The following is a 15,756-nucleotide window of genomic DNA, read 5'->3' as shown; positions in this document are numbered from 1 at the left end:
CGCAGCGTGTCACGTCAGGCTCGCCTAATCGAAATGATCCGCGCGGCGGACGACGAAGATCCAGGTGAGCACGGCCGACAGCACCACGAGCACGCCCGACCAGATGCCGGCCTCGGCCACGAATGCCTCCTCGATGCTGTTGAACGCCTTGGTGGTGAGGGTGGGGAAGTCGAACGGGGCGATGAGCAGGGTGATGGGCAGCTCCTTCATCACCGACAGCATCACCAGCCCGCCTCCGGCCAACAGCCCGGGGGCCATGAGCGGCAGCTCCAGCGACCGGAAGCGGCGCACCCATCTGGCTCCCAGGGTGCGGGCCGCGTCGGTCAGCCGGGTCGACACTGCGGCCACCGCCACTTGGGAGGTGCGCATGGTCTGGCCTCCGAAGCGCACCATGTAGGCGAACACCAGCAATACCAGGGTGTTGCGAAGGTAGCTGCCCGCGTCGGTTTTCAGCGTCCAGAACAACAGCGCCAGCCCGATGAGGATCCCAGGAAGTGCGAATGCCGACACGATGACCGCGTTGGCCACCGTGCCGACCCGGGACCGGTGGCGCACCACCAGATAGGCGGCGGGCAGCACCACGGCCACTGAGACCACCGCCGCCAAGATGCTGCCGTAGGCGGTGTTCCAAGTGGGCGACCACACGTCCTGCCACCCCACTAATAGGTCCCGTCCACCGGAGGCTTCCAGCCTGATGCCGTCGATGGTCCAGTCGGCCAGCGATGCCATTGGCCCCAACAGGGCCAGCGCCACCGCACCGACCAGGAACGCCACCGCGAGGGGCTTTGCCCGCCCCAGGCGATAGATCACCGGGCTTCTCGACCGCACAGGGGCGGCGTGCTCATAGCGCCGAGTTGCGCCCCGCTCAACCAGCACCACCACCGCTGCCAGCACCAGCAGGATCACGCTGAGGGCCATCGACACTGGTTGATTGTTGAGCCGAGTGGTGTAGATGGCCCGACTCAGCGTGTCGTAGCGCATGAGTTGCACCGCGCCGAAGTCGCTGATGGCGTAGAGGAACACCAGCAGGGTGCCGGCGCTGATGGCAGTCGCCGTTTGAGGCAGCACCACTCTGCGGATGACGGTTAGCGGGCTGTCGCCCAGCAATCGAGCGGTCTCCTCGGCCGACCCGGGCAGGCGCCGAAGCCGGGCGGCAACGGGCAGGTACACATAGGGGTAGGTGAACAGCGTGAGCGCCAGCCACGCGCCGAATAGGCCCCGTATCTCCACGTCCCACACCAGACCCAGGTTGTCCAGCCAGTCGGACAGCAGACCACCGGGGTTGAGGGTCCGGATCAATGCCGCGGCGCCGATGAACGTGGGGAACACCAGCGGAAGGGGCAGCAGTGCCTGCCACATGCGCTTGAGCGGGACGTCGCACCGGGTGGTCAACCAGGCCAGAGCGGTGCCGAATACCGCGGTGGACGCCGAGACCAGCACGGCCAGTCGCAGTGTGCGCAGCAACGGTCCCTGGGTACGCTGGGAGAACAGCACGCCCAGCGGATCGCTGTGGAAAGTGAAGTTGCGCCACACCAAGTAGCCGGCGGGAAAGGCGAATCCCACGGTCACCACGATGGCGACGACCTTCAGCAGTGCCGGGGAATGGATTGTCGGCGACCGCACAAAGAGCGACTTTATCCACAGGAGCCCAGAAAGGTAAAGCTTGCTTTACACCTATTGCGAAGCAGTCTGGAGTTTGCTGCCGTCGATTGATGGTTGGGATCAGCCGCGGGCGAAAGCCACCGCAGGCGGGCCGATGTAGGAGGGGGCGACCCGGTCCCCGGAGGAGAAGCTCTGCGTGCCGCTGACTCGCACGCGGAGACGGATTCCATCGGGGTTGGCCACGGTAACCACGGCATCAGCACCCTGGAACTCGAAGTTCTCCACGGTGTGGGTGGCACCCTCGCCCTCGACCGCACGCAAGTCCACGTCCTCGGGCCTCACCGCCACCTCAACCGGGCCCTGACGAGGTTCGAGGAGGGGAACAGTCCCGAAATCGGTCTCGGCTGTGGCGCCCGCAGCCTCCGCGGGGTACATCGACACCGCGCCCACGAACGCCGCCACCCAGGGTGTGGCCGGGTGGTGGTAGACCTCAGACGGCGATCCGGACTGCACGATGCGGCCCTCATCCATCACCGCCACCCGATCGCCCAGCACCAATGCCTCTTCTCGGTCGTGGGTCACGAACACCGCGGTCATGTCGGCATCGCGCAGCAACTCGCGCACCTCGGTGCGAACCTCGCGCCGCAGAGCGGCGTCCAGATTGGAGAAGGGCTCGTCCAGCAAGAGCACTTTGGGCTTGGGGGCGATGGCCCGGGCCAGCGCCACCCGCTGCTGCTGGCCGCCCGAGAGGGTGTCGGGGGCGCGTTCCTGCATTCCCGGCAAGTTCACCAACTCCAGCGTTTTGGCCACCTCTGCGATTCGCTGACGTCGGGGGACCCCGTAGCCCACATTGCCGGCCACATCTAGGTGGGGGAACAGCGCCCAGTCTTGGAACACCATGCCCACCTGACGATCCTCAGGCCGGATCCAGGAGCGGTGGCCATCCACCGGATTCCCGTCCAGCACTACCTTGCCCTGATCGGCTTGCTCCAAGCCGGCGATGAGCCGCAGCAGCGTGGTCTTTCCGCACCCGCTCGGTCCCAAGAGCGAGAGCATCTCGCCGGCATGCAGCGTCAGATTGAAGTCGACCAGCACCTGGGTGGCGCCGAAAGACTTGTACACGCCCTCGACGGACAGCAGCGGAGCAGCGGAATCGGCGACTGACACTTGGCCGACAGGCTAACCGGCGATATCAGAGGCCGGTTACATGTACTGGCCTGCTCGGCCTCATGGCCTCTGGGTTACAGTCCCGGATTGTGATGGTGCCCACCGAATACGGACCGATCGAAGTCCACGTCCAAGGCGAGGGTCCGCTGGTGGTGATGCTGCCGTCGTTGGGCCGGGGGGCGGCCGATTTCGACGATCTGGCCGCCGATGTGGCTGCCGCCGGCTATCGGGTGGCCTGTCCTGAGCCTCGGGGTCTCGGGGCTAGCGCGGTGCCCGACCGGGAGGAGACCCTGGCCACGCTGGCCGCCGATGTGGCCGCGGTGATTGCGGAGCTTGGCGACGGCCCCGCAGTGGTTGTGGGGCACGCCTACGGCAACCGGATCGCCCGCATGACCGCCACCAATCACCCCGAACTGGTGGAGAGCCTGGTGCTTTTGGCCTGCGGTGGGTTCATTCCGGTCACCGACGAGATGGCCGTGGCTTTGCGGACGATCTTCGACCCCCGCAACCCGCCTGAAGCCCGTCTCGATGCGGTGGGCCGGGCGTTCTTCGCGCCGGGCAACGACGCCAGTGTGTGGGCCGACGGATGGTACGGAAAGCTGGCCCACCAGCAGGAGAAGGCCACCGTGTCCACGCCGGTGGGGGACTGGTGGGCCGGAGGCCGCGCCCCCATGCTGGCGGTGCAGCCCGCCGACGACCGCCTGGCCGTGCCGGCCAACGCCGACGCTCTCGTCGAAGCCGTCGGCGACCGGGTGGAGGTAGTGGTCATCCCCAATGCCGGCCACGCACTGCTGCCTGAACAGCCCGAAGCCGTGGCTCAAACGGTAATCGGCTGGCTCGACCGCAGGTTTGGCCGTTCCCCCGTCGAAGTGGGGTAATGGCCGAAGTTAGTTCCGGGGGACCTCGTTCCAGGGGATGGCCTTGTCCACCCGGGGCTCGCCGGGGAGGCCGAGGATTTGCTCGCCCAGGATGTTGCGCATGATCTCGGTGGTGCCGCCTTCGATGGAGTTGGCCCGGGACCGCAGGAAGGCGTGGCCCAAGCCGTTCTCGGCACCGGTTTCCGACACCACGTCAGGACGGCGGAAGGTGTAGTCGAAGTCCACCGAGCCGGCTGGCCCTTGGAGGTTCACGCACTCCTCGAAGATGGACTTGTTCAGCTCGGCGTGGATGGCCTTGGCCACCGAGCCCTCCGGACCGGGATTGCCGGCCCGGCGATTCTGCGAGGCCCGCATGTTGGTGAGCCGCAGCGTCTCCGCCTGGCTCCACAGTTTCATCACCCGGTCCAAACGGGCTGAGGTGCGCTGCTCGTCGGGCAACTCAGCCCACACCTGCACCAGTTCGGCAATGCTGCCTGAGCCCCGCTTGGGTGAACCGCCGCCCCCGATCACGGTGCGCTCGTTCATCAGCGTGGTGAGCGCCACCCCCCAGCCTTCTCCCTCGCCGCCGATCCGGTCGGCATCGGGCACCTGTACGCCGGTCATGTACACCTCGTTGAACTCGGCCTCGCCGGTGATCTGGCGCAGGGGCCGCACCTCCACTCCCTTAGCGTGCATGTCCAGCGCGAAGTAGGTCATGCCCTTGTGCTTGGGGGATTCGGGGTTGCTGCGGGCCACCAGCATGCCCCGATCGGCCAGGTGGGCGAGGGTATTCCACACCTTCTGGCCGTCTAGGGTCCACACCTCGCCGTCGCGCACCGCCCGGGTTGCCAGACCGGCGAAGTCGCTGCCCGCGCCCGGCTCGGAGAACAGCTGGCACCAGCGCTCTTCGCCGGTGAACATGGGCCGCAAAAAGCGGCGCTTCTGCTCGTCGGTGCCGTGGGTCACGATGGTTGGCCCGGCCAGGGTGAAGAAAAAGATGCCGGGATCAGCAGAACCGGCACCGGCGTTGCGCAAACGGGTCTCGATATGGCGCTGGAAACGGGGGGCCAGCTCGAGGCCGCCGAAGCCCACCGGGAAGTGCACCCAGGCCAGGCCAGCGTCGTACTGGTAGCCGCGGAACTCCTCCACCGACATGGTGGTGGGGTCGTGCTCGGCCAATAAGGCGTCGATGGCGTCGTCGACTTCTTGGGGGATTCCTTCAGTGCTCACAAGGCCAATCTAGCTTTCAATTCCTCGAAGCAGGCCATCGACTGGCGGGCCGCCTCAGCCGGTTCCATGCCGTCGAGCGATTGGTAGAACACCTCGACGGCGAGCGGGGCGTCCACCCCCCGCTCGGCGAACTCGGCCAGCATCCCGGCGATGTCTCCGTGGCCCTCGCCGGGCATCAAGCGGCGGTGAATGCACTCGTAGTTGAGCTCTTCGCCCGTCGGGTTTCCTTCGGGCTCAGGCCCGGTGTCGCCCACTTGGATTTCCTTGATCATGGCCGGGTCGATGGCCGGGTCCAGCCGCCCGCGCTCCGGTCCCCGCCACAGATGCCAGGTGTCGAGCAGCAGCCCCGCGTTGGGCCGGTCGGCCCGCTCGACAATCTCAGCGGCCACCCGGTGGTCATTCAGCGGCGACCAGGCGAACGGCTCGATTAAGGCCAGGATGCCGTGCTCAGCGGCTTGGTCGCTGACTTCAGCCAAGGTGGCCGCGGCCTGGGCAATGTTCTCACCGGGGGTCCAATCGGAGTGCTCCAACACGGTGATCGACCGTGCCCGCAGAGCAGCGGCGGCATCAACCGCCTCCTCGGCACCCTCTGGGGACCGCATGGTCATCACCACGCCGTCGTACTCGGCCACTCGCAGATCGAGGTTGTCCAGCAGTTCTCGCACCGCACCGTCGTCCCATCCCCGCTCGTGCAGCTTGCGGTGCTCCCATCCATAGATCGACAGCCGGGCGAATCCGGCGTCGGAGGCAATCCGAGCCTTTTCCTCCCACGGGATCCGGCCCAGCGTGCCGGTACACAGATAAGGCGGATGGTTCACGGGCCGAGACTAGACGCGGCATGGCCGACAAGAGCCCAACTACCGTGCACCCATGGAGTTCGACGCCCGCGACCCGTCTCATGAAGTCGACGGAGTCCCGTTTCACACGCTGGCCCGCATACGCACAGAACAGCCCATCTGCCCATCGCCCAAGGGGGGCTGGTACCTCTCGACCCGCCGCCACATCGACACCGCCCTCAAAGAGGTGGAGACGTTCGTGGCCGATTTGGCCGCCATGGCTGGGCTGGCCGGCACCGAGATGGTTCCGCCCGAGGAGCTGTTCCTGAGCGAGATACCCGAGCCCCGCCACGGGCGAATCCGCCGGCTGTACAACTCCAACTTCGCCCCCCACCGGTTGCGCAACACCGAGGAGTTCGTCACCCGAACCTGCCACCGGCTGGTCGACCCGATGCTGGCCGCGGGGGAGGGTGACCTGCATGCGGGCTACGCCATGCCCATCCCCAGCGCCACGCTGGCCGACCTCATGGGGCTTCCTCCCGAGGCAGGCGACAAGTTCATGGGATGGTCGTTCGACGGGACGCTGATGCAGCGCCCGGGCACGCCGGGGATCAAGCCGACCGGCCCGCCCATCCTCGACTATTTCCGCGATGCGCTAGCCGAGCGCCGGTCGTCGGCCGCCGCCGGGGACGAGCGGCCCCACGACGTGATCATCGGGCTGATGAGCGCCGAGATCGACGGGGTGCCGCTGAGCGACACCGAGATCGTCACCCAGCTTCAGTTCATGGTCATGGCCGGGGTCCACACCACTCGGGCGCTGCTGGTACACCTGGCCCACCGGCTGCTGCGCGACCGGGAGCTCTTCGAGCGGGTATCGGCCGACCGTGATCTGGTGGCCCCGCTGGTGGAGGAATCGCTGCGCCACGACGCCCCGGTGCAGGCCACCACCCGGCGCTGCACCCATGACATCGCGCTCGACGGGGTAGAGATGCACGCTGGCGACTGGGTGGAGGTGGGCATCGGATCGGCCAACCGGGATGAGACTGTGTACGACGACCCCGACGTGTTCCGCTTGAACCGCGACGACCCCCGCGATCACTTGGGATTCGGGGGCGGTCCCCACATCTGCCCCGGTGCCACCCTGGCCCGCATCGAGGCCACTTGCGCGGTAAACGTGCTGTGCGATCGGGTGGCCGAGATGTTCGTGGTGGAGGGCGTGACCTATCCGCCGCTGCCCGGCGGGATGTCGCATCTGCCCATTCCGGCCAAGTTGATTCCTAGGTAGTCCGGGGCCGGGCCTCGGCCAGTTCGGCGATGTAGGCCAGCTCCTCGTCTGTGTCGGCTCGGATGGTGAGGCCGGTGGCCTTGGTGTCGCTCCAGCGGGCGAAGCGCTCTTTGATGCGCTGGCGGGAGCCGATCAGCGCTCCGTCGTCGATGTACTCGTCGGGCACCGCGGCCACCGCCTCGTCCCGGCGCCCGGCCATGAACAGCTCCTGAATGCGCTCGGCGGCCTCGCCGAAACCCCTCCGCACCATGGCGTCGCGGTGGAAGTTGTACTCCCGAGTGCCGTAGCCCCCCACCAGGAAGGCGAACTGGGGCTTGGCCTCGTCGATGGCCCCCTGCACGTCGTCGGTGATGGAAACCCGGGCCCCGGCCTGGATCTCGATGTCGTCCCAGGTGCGCCCGGCCCGGTCGAGCCCCTTCTGGATGGCCTCGGTGTAGAGGTGGGCGCTGCCCGGTGTGTAGCCCAGGGGCAGCCACCCATCGGCCAGCTCGGCCATAAGGGCGGTGTTGGCCGGCCCGCCGGTGGCCAAGAACACCGGGATGTCGGGGTTCATGTGCAGGATCGACTTGAGCGGCTTGCCCACGCCCAGCGCGCCCTCGCCGGTAAAGGGCAAGCTGATCTGTGACCCGTCATGGGACAACGGGCCCTCTCGGGCGAACACCTTTTTGATGATCGACACGTAGTCGCGCAGTAGGGCATTGGGCTTGCCCCACGGCTGGCCGTACCATCCCTCCACGATCTGGGGGCCCGACAGTCCCAACCCGCAGATGGCCCGCCCCGGCCCGGCCAGCGCCTCCAAGGTGCCGAATTGCATGGCGGCGGTCACCGCCGGGCGGGCGGCCACCTGGCACACCGCAGTGCCAAGGCGGATGTGGCGGGTGTGGGCCGCGATCCAGGCCAAGGGAGTGATGGCGTCCACGCCGTAGATCTCCGCCGACCACACCGAGTCGTATCCCAGTCGCTCGGCCAGCTGCACCCTGGCCAGCTGCTCTTGGGCCAGCGAGGTGTCCAGCCTGGCCTGGTTCCATATGTCCACACCGATTCCCAGCTTCATATGCCCGCACTATCCCACTCCCGGTGGCCTGTAAGTGAATTGGCCGTGGGTAGAATTCGGCGGTGCCTTCCAAGTTCTTGCATGGGTTCACTCCGCCCGCGGCCGACGACTTCATCACCATCGTGCGCGCTGAGGGCTGCACTCTCTGGGATGACCAGGGGAAGCGGTACCTCGATGCCCTGGCCAGCCTGTGGTACTGCCAGGTGGGCCACGGCCGGGCCGAGATCATCGACGCGGTGGCTGACCAGATGCGGCGGTTGGACGCCTACCAGACGTTCGCCCCGTTCACCAACGAACCGGCCGAAGAGCTGGCCTCAATGGTGGTGGAGCGGTCGCCCCATCCCGATGGGCGGGTGTTCTTCTGCGGATCGGGGTCGGAGGCGGTGGATTCCGCGCTGAAGATCGCCCGAGCTGTCCACCAGCTAGAGGGCGATACCGATCGTCAGGTGATCATCCGGCGCACCGACGCCTACCACGGCACCAACTTCGGGGGTACCACGGCCCAGGGCATCGCCGGCAACCGGGAGGGGTGGGGTGACTTGGTGCCCCATTTCATCGAGGTGCCCCGCGACGACATAGAGGCGGTGAGCACCACCATGGCTGCCAACGAGGGCCGGGTGGCCGCCGTCATTACCGAGCCGCTGCAAGGGGCCGGGGGCGTATATCCGCCGACCGACGGCTATCTGGAGGGGCTGAGGCGGCTGTGCGACCAGCACGGGGCGCTGCTGATCCTCGACGAGGTGATCTGTGGGTTCGGCCGCACCGGAGAATGGTTCGGGGCCCAGCACTACGGTGTGACCCCCGATCTGATGACGTTCGCCAAAGGGGTCACCTCCGGCTACCAGCCGGTGGGCGGGGTGATCGCCAGCCGGGCGGTATGCGATGTGCTGGAGCAGCCCGGATACACGCTGCGCACCGGGTACACCTACGCCGGGCACCCCGCCTGTATGGCCGCCGGAGTGGCCAATCTGGCCCTGATGGAAAAAGAAGAGCTTGTGCAGCGGGTGCCGCACCTGGCTGAGAAGCTCACCGAGGGTCTCGCCGCCCTCCAAGCTGACGGGATCATCCAGAGCTACCGGGGCGCCGGAGCGGTATATGCCGCCGAGTTGGGCTACGACGCCGCGGCCGCCCGGATGCGGCTTCTGGACGCCGGAGTGGTGCTACGGCCAGTCGGCACCGGCTTGGCCATGTGCCCGCCCCTGGTGATCACCGACCACGAGATCGGGATCCTGTTCGACACCATGGCCGACGTTCTGTCCAAAGAGCAGGCCTAGACCAGCCGGCTCAGCCGATCACCTGGCCGGCGTCCACGATTATCTCCTGGCCGGTCACCCCCCGGCCCCGCTCGGAGGCCAGAAACAGCACGGCTTCGGCGATGTCTTCGGGGTCGACGTGGCGGTTGAGTGCCGCGGCCCGGGCCGCCCGGTCCGATACTTGCTGGGCGGTCTTGCCGGTTTGCTCGGCGATGTTTCCCCACAGCCGATCGAGATTGTCGCCGGTGATGTAGCCCGGCGTGACGATATTCACCCTGATGTTGTGGGGGCCCAGCTCACGGGCCATAACCATGGATGCGGTGTGCATGGCCGACTTTGTGGAGGTGTAGATGGCCATCTTCTCGGGGACCGAATGGGTGCTAAGCGTGCTGATCTGAACGATCGAGCCTCCGCCAGTGGCCTTCATGTGCTCGGCGGCGCGACGGCTCACCTCCAGGGTGCCGATCACGTTTAGCTCGAAGGAGTAGCGGTAGTCGCCCCAGTCGATGTCGGCCACTGCGGCGCGGGCGCCGCCGGCGGTGGCCACATTCACCACCGCGTCCACTCGGCCCAACTCAGCGGCCGCAGTGTCGGCCAGAGCCGCGGCCGAGTCGTGGTGAGCGATGTCGGTGGGAATCGCCAGCACCCGCCGACCCGTAGCCGCGGCCACCTCAGCGGCCAGCGCCTCAAGCGGCTCGGCCCGGCGGGCCGCCAGGGCCAAGTCAGCGCCATCCGCGGCCATGGCCAGCGCACACGACCGCCCCAACCCCGGCCCCGCCCCAGTGACGATGGCCACCTTGCCGACCATTGACATGTTTTTGTTCACAACAGTCCTTCGGTCCGATGCCTGCGGCGTCGGAATGTCACAGCACTTATTCACTCTCGGGCATGTCGGGGGCCCAGTTGGCGCCGTTGATGTGGCTGCCGCCGTCCACATACAGCGTGTTGCCGGTGAGGTACTGGGCGTCTTCCGACGACAAGAACAGAGCCACCGGGGCGATGTCACCCTCGGGGTCGCCCATCCGGCCCATGGGGTTGGCCGCCTCGGCGTTGCGGATGAGATCGGGCATCATCTGCTCCACCCGGCGGGCTGACGCGGTCTTGGCCCCCGGGCAGATCACGTTCACCACGATGCCGTAGGGGGCCCACTCCCGAGCGGCGGTGCGGCTGAGCGTCCTCAGCGCCTCCTTGGCGCAGTTGTACTCCAGCGTGCCCATGTGGGCATTCACCCCGTTGAGCGAGCACAGGTTCACGATTCGCCCGTACTGCTGGTCCCGCATAACCCGGAAGGCGGTCTGCATGGCCCACAGCGGGCCATAAAGCCCCACGTGCATGGCGTCGTTCATGAGCTGGTCGGTCTTGACCTCCACCCGGCACAGCTCACCGCCGCCCCAGGCGTTGTTGATGAGCACGTCCAGGCGGCCCCAGTTCGCGACCGCGGCCTCCACCATGGCCAACACCTCGTCCTTTTCGGCCACGTCCACTCGCATCGGCCGGGCATCGGCGCCAAATTCCTCGCGCAGCTCGCCGGCCACCCGCTCGGAAGCGTCGTTGTCGATGTCGGTGACTAGCAGCTTGGCCCCTTCGGCCGCGAACCGCCGACAGATGCCGTGTCCTATGCCATCGCCGCCGCCGGTGACCACCGCCACCCGGTCGTCCAGTTGTCCCATTGTCGTGCTCCTTTTCGATGATGCAGCAGGGGAGGGGTTGCTCAGAAGGCGATCACCGAGCGCAGGGTTTCGCCCGCCTTCATGGCGGCGTAGCCATCGTTCACCTCGGTGATGTCGATGGTGGCCGACACCATCTCGTCCAGCTTGAGTCGCCCGTCCAGATACAGGTCGATGAACTTGGGCATGTCCAAGCGGAAGCGGTTGCCGCCCATCAGCGACCCCTGGAGCTTCTTCTCGCTCAAGATGATCTCGCCGCCGGGGATGGTCACCTGGCTGGTCATGGGCAGCATCCCGATCACCGTGGCCGTGCCGCCGATGCCGATCATGGCCCAGGCCTGCTCGGCGGTGGCGCTCAGGCCAATGGCCTCAAATGAGTAGTCGGCGCCTCCCCCGGTGATTTCGTGGACTGCGGCCACCGGATCGACCTCCGAGGCGTCCACCGTGTGGGTGGCGCCCAGCGTGCGGGCCATCTCCAGCTTGGAGGCCACCAGATCCACCGCGATGATCGGCGTGGCTCCCACAATGCGGGCCCCTTGCACGGCCGATAGGCCGATTCCGCCGCAGCCGATCACAACCACGCTGGATCCGGCGGGGACCGCCGCGGTGCGCATTACCGCGCCCAGCCCGGTGGTGACCCCGCACCCGATAAGCGCGGCCCGGTCTAACGGCATGTCGTCGCGGATCTTGACCACTGCCCGCTCGTGGACCAGCAGCTCCTCGGCGAACGAGCCCAGTCCGGCGAAGGCGGTGCAGCCTCGCCCGTCGTCAAAGCGCAGCGACGGGGTGGGCCGGCCCGAGCGCATGGAATCGGCGTCGAGGCACAGGTAGGGCTTGCCCTGAAGGCAGGTGCGGCACACCCCGCACCACATCGACACACAGGTGATGACGTGGTCGCCGGGTTTCACATAGGTCACGTCTTCGCCCACTGCGGCCACCACACCGGCCGATTCGTGGCCCATCACCATCGACTGGGCCACTGGCCAGTGGCCGTCCATGAAGTGCAGGTCGGAGTGGCACAGCCCGGCGTGAGTGGTGCTGATGAGCACCTCGTTGGGATTGGGCTTGTCGACGGTCAGATTCTCGACGACCAACTCGCCAGGACTGGTGTGCAAAACGGCGCCGCGCATGGGGTTCTCCTTGATTGTTGGGAACTAGGTAGTGGTCAGGAAAGTTTCTATCAGGCTGATCACGTAGCCGATGTCTTCGTCGTCTAGGGAGTGGTTCATGGGGAGGACTACGCCTCGCTCCATGATGGCGTCGGCGTGGGGGAGGCCGTTGTCGGGTTGGCGGAAGTCGACGCTGGCCATGAACGGCTGGCGGGTGGCGTTCCCGGTCCACACGGTGCGGGTGTCCACGCCGTTGCCGTCGAGATGGGCTTGCAGGTCGGCCCGCACGAAGCCCGCATCGGGGGCGATGGTGAGCGGATAGCACAGCCAGGCGGTGTCCAACCCCTCGGTCTGGCGGGGGAGGCGGAAGCGGTCGGCGTGGGCGGAAAAGAACTCCGTGTAGAGATCGAAGCTGCGGGTGCGCCGGGCGAAGTTCTGGGGCACTTTGTCGAGCTGTTGGCGACCGAAGGCGGCGCCGATCTCGGACGGCTCGAAGTTCCAGGCCAGCTCGTCGAAGATGAACTGGTTGTCGTAGTGAATGCCGTCGAGGTCTTCCCAGAAGTTCCGGTCCCGGCGCTTGGAGCCGTAGAAGTGCAGCTCGGATCGGCGGCCCCAGCGGCGCAGCAGCAAGCCCCGGTCTCGCAGGTCCTCGTCGTCGAGCAGCACCATCCCGCCGTTGCCTGCGCAGGTGATGATGTGCGAGGAGGCGAAGCTGGTGACCGTCAGGTCGCTGCGGGTGCCGGTGGGCGTGCCCCTCAGCGTGGGCCCCAAGGCGTCGCAGCTGTCCTCGATCACGAACAGCCCGTGGCGGTCGGCGATGGCCCGAATGGCATCCCAGTCGGGGGCGTTGCCGATGAGGTTGGGGGCCAAGATGGCTCTGGTGTCGGGGCCGATGAGGCTCTCGATGGAGTCGACGTCGACCTGGTAGGTGTCGGGGTCCACATCGGCGAATACCGGCACCAGTCCGGCCCGCACCAGCGGGGCCACGTCGGTGGAGAAGGTCACCGCCGCGGTGATGACCTCGCTGCCCGGCGGCAAGTCGGCCAGTTCCACCGCCAGATACAGCGCGGAGGACCCCGAGTTGCACATGAGCCCCCGGTGCTTGCCGAACCGCTTGGCTACCTCCCATTCAAAGGCGGTGACATTGCGCCCCGGCCACAGCGCCCCCGCCCCTCCCCGCAATACCTCAACCACCGCATCGATCTCGGCCTCATCATGCACACTGGCCGCATAAAAGATCCGCTCACCCATCGGCCCTCAGTCTGCCTCACTCACGAACTCGGGCTGCGATCAGAGGGCCGGGTCAAGGCCCGTTGCGATTCAGCCCTTTGGCCGCCTCAGACCGTGTGGCAGGGGTCGGAGTGGCCGGCGGACATGGCTTCGAGGAAGCCGGAGGCCCGTTCTTGGCGGGGGTAGCGGTTGGCCAGCTCCCAAAAGGCGGGACTGTGATTGGGCTCGCTGAGGTGGGCCAGCTCGTGGACGATGACCGCGTCGAGCACCCAACCCGGTACGCGGGCCAGGCGGGTGGATATGCGGATGGTGCCCCGGGCCGATGTGCATGACGCCCAGCGGTCGTTCTGCTCGGCCCAAGTGACCGACTCCGGATGAGGCAGGCCGTAGCGGGAGGCCAGCTTGACGGCCCGCTCGGCCAAATTCACACCGCCGGCCTCGGCCGCCCGCTTGCGCTCGAGGCGGGACACCAGGCTGGCCACCATCTCGGCCTCGGCGTCGGGGGTCATCCCGGCAGGAACCCGCACTTCAATACAGTCGGGCAGGATCTTGGCCGCGGCCGTCTTTCGACGCCTTGGACTGCGGATAACGCGGATCGGCAGCGGCGGCAGCGCCGCAGGAACTGCTTCGACGGCAGTGACCGCCGCAGTGTCGATCACTGTGTCCACGAGGGCCGAATTCACGTTTCGACCATACCGACGGGGAGTGACGGTTTGGTGGATGGTGGGGTAGCCAAGCGGCTGCGGTAACGTCCGGCCAAAACCAAAGGGGGAGATAGAAATGGCTGATCAGACCAAGACCCAGGCCGCGTGGGCGGAGATGGTTGATGCGTTGGGCGAGGTGAGCAAACGCTTCTGCGGCGAGGAGTGGGGAGTGTCTGGTGAGCAGGACATCGCCGACAGCCACCGTCTGGTGCTGCACATCCTCCAGTCGGCCCTGTTCTCCCACGCCGAGTTCGATCCCGAGCGCCCGGTGTGGCGCCGGATCGTGTCGCCCACCCGCAAGTTCACCGGTGACAACGCCGATGCGGTGTACTTCGAGGCCCCGGTGACCGGGGATCTGGCCTATCGGGTCACCGGCAACTTGGCCGGAGCGGTTTACACGTCGTTCACGGTCGAGCTGGGCTCATCCGAAGGCCGATACGCCACCGGCACCGGCGGGGTACTCAACGACGACGACATCGACGTTGACGCCGACGGCAACTACGAGGTGTTCCTTGGCGGCGATCCCCGGGACCGGAACTGGCTAGACCTGCCCGCCGATGCGGGCCGTATCACCACCCGGCACTACTTCGAGGTTCCCAAGCCGGCCGCGGCTGACGAGTCGCTCCACATCCCCCTCACCATCGAGTGTCTGTCGCCGGTGGGGCCGGCCACCCTTTGGAACGACGAGACGGTGGCCGCGGCCATCGGCCGGGTCAATAACCACCTGCTGGGCAAGACTCTCCAGCAGCCCATCCCCGGCACCTACCCCATGCCGACGTGGGTCAGCCGCGAGCCCAACGTTCTGCCCGATCCGCAGCCGCCCGGCACCATGGGCTTCGCGGCCTTCGACGCCTACTACACCTTGGGGCGCTATGTGCTCGGCCCCGACGAGGCTCTGGTGATGACCGGGCGTTGGCCGGAGTGCAAATTCGGCAATGTGTGCCTGTGGAATGCTGCGGGGCAGACCTACGACTACGGCAACCGCATCACCAGCCGCAATCGGGCCAACACCACCCTGGAGGCCGACGGGACCTTCAAGATGGTGATCGCCCACGAAGACCCCGGCGTGTACAACTGGCTGGACACCGAGGGCCGCCCCACCGGCAGCATCTTCTGGCGGTTCTTCCTGCCCACCGCAGGCGTGGAGCGCATCGAGCCCGAGCTGGTGAAGCTCGCTGATCTGCGCCGGTAACCGCTTCCGGCCCGGTATAGTTTTCTCACCTTCCCCCGCAAGCAGTTCATTTCGGAGAACTGATATGGAACAAGCCATCATTGTCATGCTGGGGGTAATCATCACGTTGATGCTGTATCTGGACCGGTGTCGTCGCGCCGACATCGCCCAGCTGAGGGTCTACACCGAGAGGGAGTTCGCTGCACAGCGGGAGGAGACCCGGGCTGGTTTTGAAAAGCTCACCGGGGCAATCGTCGATCTGGTCGGTCGAGTGGGCCGACTCGAGGGACGCTTGGAAAGCCGGGCGGAGTCTGCTGAAGCCCCCTGATGCCCGCGGGTGAGCTGCCTGAGGGGCTGGACTGCGTCGATCCTGATCTGCTGGAGAAGCTGCGGGACGGGTCGATCGACAAGCTCCCCGAGCGGGCCCTGGACTGCGTGCCCGCCGATGTGCGGGACCGCATTCCCGACGAGCTGATTGAGTTCGCCACGTCCAACCCCGAACTGGCGCTGGCGGCAGTGGTCGTCGCCATCGTGGCCTCGATGGTGTTCCTGTACAAGCTGGCCAAGCGGGCCTTCCTCGTCGCCCTGGTCGCGGGAGCGGTTGCCGCTGTGGCCTGGTGGTGGTGGCTGTCCGAGCCCAATATCGTCTGA

The 15,756-nt window shown here is 67.0% G+C and carries 16 protein-coding genes; 6 read left to right on the top strand and 10 right to left on the bottom strand.

Features of this window, described 5'->3' with window-relative positions:
• Positions 1-24: 24 nt before the first annotated feature.
• Together ACOGJC_RS02450 and ACOGJC_RS02445 are read right to left on the bottom strand one after the other, a co-directional pair.
• A complete protein-coding gene (locus ACOGJC_RS02450) occupies positions 25-1,623 on the bottom strand; it encodes an ABC transporter permease (RefSeq protein WP_419846929.1) in 1,599 nt (532 codons plus the stop codon).
• Between the two features lie 99 nt (positions 1,624-1,722).
• Positions 1,723-2,769 (bottom strand): ABC transporter ATP-binding protein, encoded by a 1,047-nt coding sequence (locus ACOGJC_RS02445; RefSeq protein ID WP_419846928.1) that lies wholly within the window; start codon positions 2,767-2,769, stop codon positions 1,723-1,725.
• A gap of 62 nt (positions 2,770-2,831) precedes the next feature.
• Here ACOGJC_RS02445 and ACOGJC_RS02440 point away from each other — a divergent pair, with 62 nt between their 5' ends.
• Positions 2,832-3,647 (top strand): alpha/beta fold hydrolase, encoded by an 816-nt coding sequence (locus ACOGJC_RS02440; protein ID WP_419846927.1) that lies wholly within the window; start codon positions 2,832-2,834, stop codon positions 3,645-3,647.
• A 9-nt stretch (positions 3,648-3,656) separates the two neighbouring features.
• Here ACOGJC_RS02440 and ACOGJC_RS02435 read toward each other — a convergent pair whose 3' ends face one another.
• On the bottom strand, positions 3,657-4,856 hold the full coding sequence (locus ACOGJC_RS02435; RefSeq protein ID WP_419846926.1) for an acyl-CoA dehydrogenase family protein: 1,200 nt from the start codon (positions 4,854-4,856) through the stop codon (positions 3,657-3,659).
• Positions 4,853-5,674, bottom strand: coding sequence for a sugar phosphate isomerase/epimerase family protein (locus ACOGJC_RS02430; RefSeq protein ID WP_419846925.1), 822 nt, complete (start codon positions 5,672-5,674; stop codon positions 4,853-4,855). Before ACOGJC_RS02430 ends, ACOGJC_RS02435 begins: the two co-directional genes overlap by 4 nt.
• A 52-nt stretch (positions 5,675-5,726) precedes the next feature.
• Here ACOGJC_RS02430 and ACOGJC_RS02425 point away from each other — a divergent pair, with 52 nt between their 5' ends.
• Positions 5,727-6,917 carry a cytochrome P450 gene (locus ACOGJC_RS02425; protein ID WP_419846924.1) on the top strand — a complete coding sequence of 397 codons (1,191 nt, stop codon included), beginning with the start codon at positions 5,727-5,729 and terminating at the stop codon, positions 6,915-6,917.
• Here ACOGJC_RS02425 and ACOGJC_RS02420 read toward each other — a convergent pair.
• Positions 6,910-7,971 carry an LLM class F420-dependent oxidoreductase gene (locus ACOGJC_RS02420; RefSeq protein ID WP_419846923.1) on the bottom strand — a complete coding sequence of 354 codons (1,062 nt, stop codon included), beginning with the start codon at positions 7,969-7,971 and terminating at the stop codon, positions 6,910-6,912. The two genes, ACOGJC_RS02425 and ACOGJC_RS02420, sit on opposite strands and share 8 nt — an antisense overlap.
• Before the next feature lie 62 nt (positions 7,972-8,033).
• Here ACOGJC_RS02420 and ACOGJC_RS02415 point away from each other — a divergent pair, with 62 nt between their 5' ends.
• Positions 8,034-9,245: an aspartate aminotransferase family protein gene (locus ACOGJC_RS02415; protein ID WP_419846922.1), complete on the top strand. Its 1,212-nt coding sequence runs from the start codon at positions 8,034-8,036 to the stop codon at positions 9,243-9,245.
• Positions 9,246-9,255: 10 nt separating this feature from the next.
• Here ACOGJC_RS02415 and ACOGJC_RS02410 read toward each other — a convergent pair whose 3' ends face one another.
• The 5 genes from ACOGJC_RS02410 to ACOGJC_RS02390 all read right to left on the bottom strand — a co-directional run bounded on the left by ACOGJC_RS02410 (position 9,256) and on the right by ACOGJC_RS02390 (position 13,913).
• Positions 9,256-10,050: an SDR family oxidoreductase gene (locus tag ACOGJC_RS02410; RefSeq protein WP_419846921.1), complete on the bottom strand. Its 795-nt coding sequence runs from the start codon at positions 10,048-10,050 to the stop codon at positions 9,256-9,258.
• Positions 10,051-10,096: 46 nt separating this feature from the next.
• The gene (locus ACOGJC_RS02405) at positions 10,097-10,894 is read right to left on the bottom strand and encodes an SDR family NAD(P)-dependent oxidoreductase (protein ID WP_419846920.1); all 798 of its coding nucleotides are present in this window, start codon (positions 10,892-10,894) and stop codon (positions 10,097-10,099) included.
• A 41-nt stretch (positions 10,895-10,935) separates the two neighbouring features.
• Positions 10,936-12,021 (bottom strand): Zn-dependent alcohol dehydrogenase, encoded by a 1,086-nt coding sequence (locus ACOGJC_RS02400; RefSeq protein WP_419846919.1) that lies wholly within the window; start codon positions 12,019-12,021, stop codon positions 10,936-10,938.
• 24 nt (positions 12,022-12,045) lie between these two features.
• On the bottom strand, positions 12,046-13,251 hold the full coding sequence (locus ACOGJC_RS02395; protein WP_419846918.1) for a DegT/DnrJ/EryC1/StrS family aminotransferase: 1,206 nt from the start codon (positions 13,249-13,251) through the stop codon (positions 12,046-12,048).
• Between the two features lie 86 nt (positions 13,252-13,337).
• Positions 13,338-13,913 (bottom strand): M48 family metallopeptidase, encoded by a 576-nt coding sequence (locus ACOGJC_RS02390; protein WP_419846917.1) that lies wholly within the window; start codon positions 13,911-13,913, stop codon positions 13,338-13,340.
• Between the two features lie 97 nt (positions 13,914-14,010).
• Between ACOGJC_RS02390 and ACOGJC_RS02385 the strand changes: the two genes are divergently transcribed.
• The 3 genes from ACOGJC_RS02385 to ACOGJC_RS02375 all read left to right on the top strand — a co-directional run bounded on the left by ACOGJC_RS02385 (position 14,011) and on the right by ACOGJC_RS02375 (position 15,756).
• Entirely contained in the window at positions 14,011-15,126 is a 1,116-nt protein-coding gene (locus ACOGJC_RS02385) for a DUF1214 domain-containing protein (protein WP_419846916.1), read from the top strand.
• Positions 15,127-15,190: 64 nt separating this feature from the next.
• Positions 15,191-15,433, top strand: a complete 243-nt coding sequence (locus tag ACOGJC_RS02380) for a hypothetical protein (protein ID WP_419846915.1) — start codon at positions 15,191-15,193, stop codon at positions 15,431-15,433.
• Entirely contained in the window at positions 15,433-15,756 is a 324-nt protein-coding gene (locus tag ACOGJC_RS02375) for a hypothetical protein (RefSeq protein ID WP_419846914.1), read from the top strand. Before ACOGJC_RS02380 ends, ACOGJC_RS02375 begins: the two co-directional genes overlap by 1 nt.

Origin of the sequence: Candidatus Poriferisocius sp., assembly GCF_965204015.1 — a bacterium.
Lineage (GTDB): Bacteria > Actinomycetota > Acidimicrobiia > Acidimicrobiales > Bin134 > Poriferisocius.
This window is presented reverse-complemented; position numbering and strand designations above follow the sequence as displayed.

What these genes read in the sequence shown, in the direction of transcription:
- ACOGJC_RS02440 (WP_419846927.1), top strand. Translation starts at nt 2,832, where the DNA reads ATGGCCTCTGGGTTACAGTCCCGGATTGTGATGGTGCCCACCGAATAC.
- ACOGJC_RS02425 (WP_419846924.1), top strand. Translation starts at nt 5,727, where the DNA reads ATGGAGTTCGACGCCCGCGACCCGTCTCATGAAGTCGACGGAGTCCCG.
- ACOGJC_RS02420 (WP_419846923.1), bottom strand. Translation starts at nt 7,971, where the DNA reads ATGAAGCTGGGAATCGGTGTGGACATATGGAACCAGGCCAGGCTGGAC.
- ACOGJC_RS02405 (WP_419846920.1), bottom strand. Translation starts at nt 10,894, where the DNA reads ATGGGACAACTGGACGACCGGGTGGCGGTGGTCACCGGCGGCGGCGAT.
- ACOGJC_RS02400 (WP_419846919.1), bottom strand. Translation starts at nt 12,021, where the DNA reads ATGCGCGGCGCCGTTTTGCACACCAGTCCTGGCGAGTTGGTCGTCGAG.
- ACOGJC_RS02395 (WP_419846918.1), bottom strand. Translation starts at nt 13,251, where the DNA reads ATGGGTGAGCGGATCTTTTATGCGGCCAGTGTGCATGATGAGGCCGAG.
- ACOGJC_RS02385 (WP_419846916.1), top strand. Translation starts at nt 14,011, where the DNA reads ATGGCTGATCAGACCAAGACCCAGGCCGCGTGGGCGGAGATGGTTGAT.
- ACOGJC_RS02380 (WP_419846915.1), top strand. Translation starts at nt 15,191, where the DNA reads ATGGAACAAGCCATCATTGTCATGCTGGGGGTAATCATCACGTTGATG.
- ACOGJC_RS02375 (WP_419846914.1), top strand. Translation starts at nt 15,433, where the DNA reads ATGCCCGCGGGTGAGCTGCCTGAGGGGCTGGACTGCGTCGATCCTGAT.